The sequence below is a fragment of the Bradyrhizobium valentinum genome (assembly GCF_001440405.1).
Taxonomy (GTDB): Bacteria; Pseudomonadota; Alphaproteobacteria; order Rhizobiales; family Xanthobacteraceae; genus Bradyrhizobium; species Bradyrhizobium valentinum.
In genome coordinates, this window is the sequence record NZ_LLXX01000110.1 from 1768 (window position 1) to 6953 (window position 5186).

At 63.3% G+C, this 5186-nt stretch carries 7 protein-coding genes; 5 read left to right on the forward strand and 2 right to left on the reverse strand.

The window, feature by feature from the left end; translation table 11 throughout:
- The 5 genes from CP49_RS16715 to CP49_RS16735 form a co-directional block, all read left to right on the forward strand.
- A partial coding sequence (locus tag CP49_RS16715) for an alpha/beta hydrolase (RefSeq protein ID WP_245310724.1) occupies positions 1–746 on the forward strand: 746 nt, incomplete at its 5' end.
- A 60-nt stretch (positions 747–806) separates the two neighbouring features.
- Positions 807–2027 carry a hypothetical protein gene (locus CP49_RS16720; RefSeq protein WP_057851320.1) on the forward strand — a complete coding sequence of 407 codons (1221 nt, stop codon included), beginning with the start codon at positions 807–809 and terminating at the stop codon, positions 2025–2027.
- A 233-nt stretch (positions 2028–2260) separates the two neighbouring features.
- Positions 2261–3142 carry a hypothetical protein gene (locus tag CP49_RS16725; protein WP_057851313.1) on the forward strand — a complete coding sequence of 294 codons (882 nt, stop codon included), beginning with the start codon at positions 2261–2263 and terminating at the stop codon, positions 3140–3142.
- A gap of 106 nt (positions 3143–3248) precedes the next feature.
- Positions 3249–4091: an endonuclease/exonuclease/phosphatase family protein gene (locus tag CP49_RS16730; protein WP_057851314.1), complete on the forward strand. Its 843-nt coding sequence runs from the start codon at positions 3249–3251 to the stop codon at positions 4089–4091.
- A 123-nt stretch (positions 4092–4214) separates the two neighbouring features.
- Entirely contained in the window at positions 4215–4727 is a 513-nt protein-coding gene (locus CP49_RS16735) for a hypothetical protein (protein WP_057851315.1), read from the forward strand.
- On the opposite strand, the gene CP49_RS44710 is transcribed toward CP49_RS16735, so the two are convergent.
- Positions 4691–4852, reverse strand: coding sequence for a hypothetical protein (locus CP49_RS44710; protein WP_156438481.1), 162 nt, complete (start codon positions 4850–4852; stop codon positions 4691–4693). The genes CP49_RS16735 and CP49_RS44710 overlap by 37 nt on opposite strands.
- A gap of 73 nt (positions 4853–4925) precedes the next feature.
- Positions 4926–5186: Bug family tripartite tricarboxylate transporter substrate binding protein (locus CP49_RS46070; RefSeq protein ID WP_249762053.1), on the reverse strand; the 261-nt coding region annotated here is incomplete at its 5' end.

The following is a 5186-nucleotide window of genomic DNA, read 5'->3' on the forward strand; positions in this document are numbered from 1 at the left end:
GCATCTACACCCCGAAGACGCTGCGCAAGAGCAACGGCCTTGCACCATGCCTGGTGTTCTTTCACGGCGGCGGCTGGGTGATCGGCGACCTCGATACCCATGAAGTGGCCTGCCAGAAGCTTGCCCATGAGGGCGAGTTGATCGTCATCTCGGTCGACTACCGGCTGGCGCCGGAGCACAAATTTCCTGCCGCTGTCGACGACGCCATCACCGCGACCAAGTGGATTGCCGCCAACGCCAGCCGGCTCGGCATCGACGCCGGACACGTGCTGGTCGGTGGCGACAGCGCCGGCGGCAATCTCGCCGCCGTCGTGGCGCTGGCCGCGCGCGACGGCGACGGCCCAAAACTCGCCGGCCAGGCGCTGATCTATCCCGCCACCGATTTTGCGATGAGCCATCCCTCGCACAGCGAGCCCGAGACCAGCATTTTGCTGACGCACTCCGTGATCAAATGGTTCTGTAACCACTATCTGAACGGCACGGCCGACATCGATCACTGGAAGGCCTCGCCTGCGCGCGCCAAAACGCTCGCCGGCCTGCCGCCGGCCTATGTGCTGACCGCGGGCGCCGATCCGCTGCGCGACGAGGGCGCCGAATATGCCGCGCGGCTGAAGGAAGCCGGCGTGCCCATGACCTACCGGCACTTCCCCGGCCAGTTCCACGGCTTCTTCACCATGGGCAAGCTCTTGCAGCAGGCCAACGTCGCGGTCAGCGAAATCGCCGGCTGGCTGAAGACGCTGAAATAAAGCACATTGCAGATTGCGACCTGAACCCGTGAATTTCTCTCGCGCTTGTCCGAGGCCGCTGTGATCGAACCCATCCTTGTATTCGGGATACCCGTCGACTTCATCCTGTTTGCGCTGACGCTGCTCGGCGTCGCGCTATTCCATCACAAGACGCTTCAGGTCGCGCTCGCCGGCCTTGCCGCGATCATCGTCTACAAACTGGTCTTCACCGGCTTCAAGCACGGTGCGGGCCTCGCCGGCCTCGGCCACCATATGGCGCATGAATGGGTCACGCTCGGCAATCTGTTCCTGCTCCTGATGGGCTTTGCGCTGCTGTCCCGGCATTTCGAGGAAAGCCGGATTCCGGATGAGATGCCGGCGCTGCTGCCGGACGACTGGAAGGGCGGCGTTGTCCTGCTCGTCCTGGTGTTCGTGCTGTCGAGCTTCCTCGACAATATCGCCGCCGCCCTGATCGGCGGCACCGTTGCGCGGCACGTGTTCCGGGGCAAGGTTCACATCGGCTATCTCGCCGCGATCGTTGCGGCCTCGAATGCCGGCGGCGCCGGCAGCGTCGTCGGTGATACCACCACCACCATGATGTGGATCGCCGGCGTCAGCCCGCTCGCCGTGGTAGAGGCCTATATCGCGGCCATCGTCTCTATGCTGATCTTTGCCGTGCCCGCCTCCATTCAGCAACAGCGCTACTCGCCGATCCAGAAAAATGCATCGAAAGGTCTGAAGATCGACCCGGCGCGGGTCTTCATCGTCGCCGCTATCCTGTTTGCCGCGCTGGCCGCGAACATCACCGCCAATGTGAAATTCCCCGCGTTACTCGACATCGTCCCGGTTCTCGGCATCGCCGTCTGGGCGGTCGTTCTTTTGACGGCGCCATGGCGTGCGCCGGACTGGAAGGTGATGCCGGAAACCTTCAAGGGAACGGTCTTCCTTCTTGCATTGGTCACCGCGGCCTCGCTGATGCCGGTCGAGAGGCTGCCGGCCGCTTCATGGCCGACCACGCTCGGCCTCGGCTTCGTCTCAGCGGTGTTCGACAACATTCCCCTCACCGCGCTCGCCTTGAAGCAAGGCGGTTATGACTGGGGCTACCTCGCCTATGCGGTCGGCTTCGGCGGATCGATGATCTGGTTCGGCTCGTCGGCGGGCGTCGCCTTGTCGAACATGTATCCGGAAGCGAAATCCGTCGGACGTTGGGTCAGCCAGGGATGGCCGGTGGCCGCCGCCTATGTGATCGGATTTTTCGTGATGCTGGCCGTGCTCGGCTGGCACCCCGACAGGCCGGTTTAACGCGCCCGCATCCTCGCCGCGCAAAATGTCCAGAGCGCATCTTCCGGAAGCGGCATAACCGAGCGACCGCGCGGCGCACGGGCCCGAAAGTGGTGGTCGGCCTCGCGCCGACCATCACCCATTGGGCGGCTGCGCTGTACCGACTCAGGCCGCAATGTTATCTAAGTTTCGTACTAGCTTTGGCACACAACGATCGGCCAGATGATTCGGCACGCGATCGCGAGGAGAGAGCTATGGCATTTTTCAAGCGCGAGCTCGGCCCGATCGAGCGCTTCGAGAACGCGCTGAAGGAGAAGATGGCGGCGCGGCAGAAGCTGGCCGACCGGTTGAGTATCGCCGAAACGGAACTTGCAGAAAAGCGTGCCGCCGCCGAACGGCTGGCGGTGGCCGGGGCTACCGCTGCCCGGCTTGATCGCGCAGAAGCCGACATGCGCGCCGTAGAAGAACGCACCAAGACATGGCGCGCCGCATTGGCGGAATACGACGAGCAGGTGGCCTCGGCCGAGCGCGCGCTCGCCGATGCCAAGGCGCAGCGTGAACGTGACCAGATGGCTGACCAGATCGAAGCGATGGCTGCGGCCATCGAGCGGGCCGCGCCGGGATTTGATACCAGCGCCACCGCGCTGGTCGAGGCCGTCACCAAAGCCGCGCTGTCGATACCGGAGGCGACGAGGTTTTCGACCAATGTGGATGCCGTGCGTCGCGAAGTTCTCTCGGCGGCGGACCTGATATGCTGGGAGCTGCGCTCCGCCGCCGTGCGCACACGTGCGGGCAACGCCAACCTCGCCAGCCTCACGCTGTCCGAATCGGAGCAGCCGCCATCGCCGGAGATCGAGCGGCAGTTGATTTACACCCTCCATCCCCTGCTCTGGCGCGAGGACGGCGAGGTGCGCAAGGTTCCGGCCTTTACCCTGGTCGGGTTGCCCAAAGCGCTGCTGACGGTAGCGCTGCAGCATCAGCACGTGGACCATCTCAACGCCCGCCGTGTGCAGACCCTGATGCATCTTCACGGCAGCGCAGGACTGGGCGAACCCGAGGCTGACGATCCGCAGCTCGTCGATCTCGACACCTTGCTCGCAGAAGAACAGCAGACCGCGCAAGCCAACGTTGCGTGAGCCGCTGCAGGGCGCGCTCGCCCATCGAGCGCCAGATCGCCAGCAAGCGCTGAACCAACGCCCCTGACGAACGTTGTTCGGGTTCATTCATGAGCCCAGATCGGCCATGCGGCTGCGCGTTGTCACGCTCAACGTCTGGAATCGGCAAGGCGATCCGAAACGAACCGGCTTGATCAATCGGGAACTGTGCCGGCTCGCCCCCGATCTTGCGTCGTTCCAGGAAGTCGCCAAGTCGCCGGACCATTCGCAGCTCGATGAATTGATCAATGACACCGGACTGCATGGGACACATCAGGCTGACGTTCTACGCAGCATTCCGCCCCATGCCGATCGTTTCGGCGGAAATGCCGTCGCGACGCGATGGCCGCATCGTGTCGAGGAGGTCCTCGACCTGCGCATGTCGGATGCAGACGACGTGCCCTGGTGCTCGCTGGCGGTAACGGTGCCGCTGCCCGGGGAAGGCGATCTTCTGTTCATCGCGGCCGCGACGTCGTGGCGGCTCGCCGCGGAATCGGCCCGGGAACGCCAGGCTGTCGCGCTGACCGATCTCGATGCGCGTCACCGGCAGGTGCTTCCCACCATCATCGCCGGCGATTTCAACGCGACGCCTGACGCAGCCAGCATTCGCTACATCAGGGGATTGCAGTCCCTGGGCGGACGAAGCGTAAGATATCACGACGCCTGGGAGATCGCGGGCGAGGGTCATGGCCATACCTGGAGCGTCGATAATCCGAATACAGAGTCGGAGATCGGCATGATCGTTCGCCAGCCGCATCATCGCCGCCGAGTAGACTATGTGTTCGTGGGCTCCTGGGACGCCCATCCCAAAGCGGCTTGCGAGGTTCGGGCCGCCTCGCTCGCGTTCGACCAGCCGGTTGATGGCCTCTGGCTCAGCGATCATTTCGGCGTCGTCGTCGATTTGGAAATCAGCGCCGCTCCGGCCGTGTGAGGCGCCCCCCTTCCCTTGCCGCGCGTAGCAACAAAGTTCCTTTCGGAAATCGGGTGGCCGCCACGCGTCGATCCTGCGATCCCGAGCGTTCACGAAGCAAGACAATTGCGGTTGGAGACAACGATGAAATCCGAAAACGCCAAGCGAAACGCCGTGTCCGAAAACGGTCCGGCAACCCGAAATCCTTTCGGCGTCATGGACGTCCCGCATCCCAACGACGATGACGTGACGCAGTTCGCCCGCAACACGGCGCCGGAAGAATCTGACACCGATGAAAATGCAAAGCCATGGGGCACTCAAGACACCAGCTACCCGCATGGCACGGTCGAAGGTCAATGGTCGAGCCGCTGGAAGGGTGCTGCGGATCCCACCATACCGGGCGATGCCCCCGATAAATGGAAACAGGGCCAGGGCGAGGCGAGAACCATCGGAGACCGCGTCTACCTGCTATTCGACTGGGATTCCGGCAAGCGCAGGGGCCTCATCGACGCAAGGCGCGAAGGTCCGTGGCGGCTGGTCGGCAAGTATATCAACTTGAACAACCCGGAGATCACCGTTCCCTGGGTTGGCCTGGTGGTGAGCGACCAGAGAATAGACGGCTACTTTGCACAAGGCCGGGTGGATTTCCGGAGATAATTTTTTCGCGAAATATCTACCCCGCCGCGCGGCGCAGCGATTGCGGCGGCCAGCATCAGTCCGCTGAGATCGATATCCGGTGCGCGCCCGCCGATCACGCCGGCGCCGAGAACGATGACTTTCATGGCGTCGTCCGGAATACCTCAAGATGGACATCGAGAGCCCGATCCGCGTGACGCGATCAGGCTCTCGTTGCCGTCATTCGGCTTTGATGTTCGCGTCCTTGACGATCTGCTCGTACTTCGCCATCTCGTCCTTGATGTATTTGGCGAAATAGTCCGGCGTGGAGCCGATCGGTTCGAAGCCGAGCACCCCGAGCCGTTCCTTGACGTCCGGCCGCTCGACGATTTTCGCCACCTCGCCTTGAATCTTCGTCACCAGATCGGCGGGAAGACCTTTCGGCGCCCACAAGCCGTACCACGAGGCGAAATAGAAGCCCTTCATGCCGGATTCGGCGAC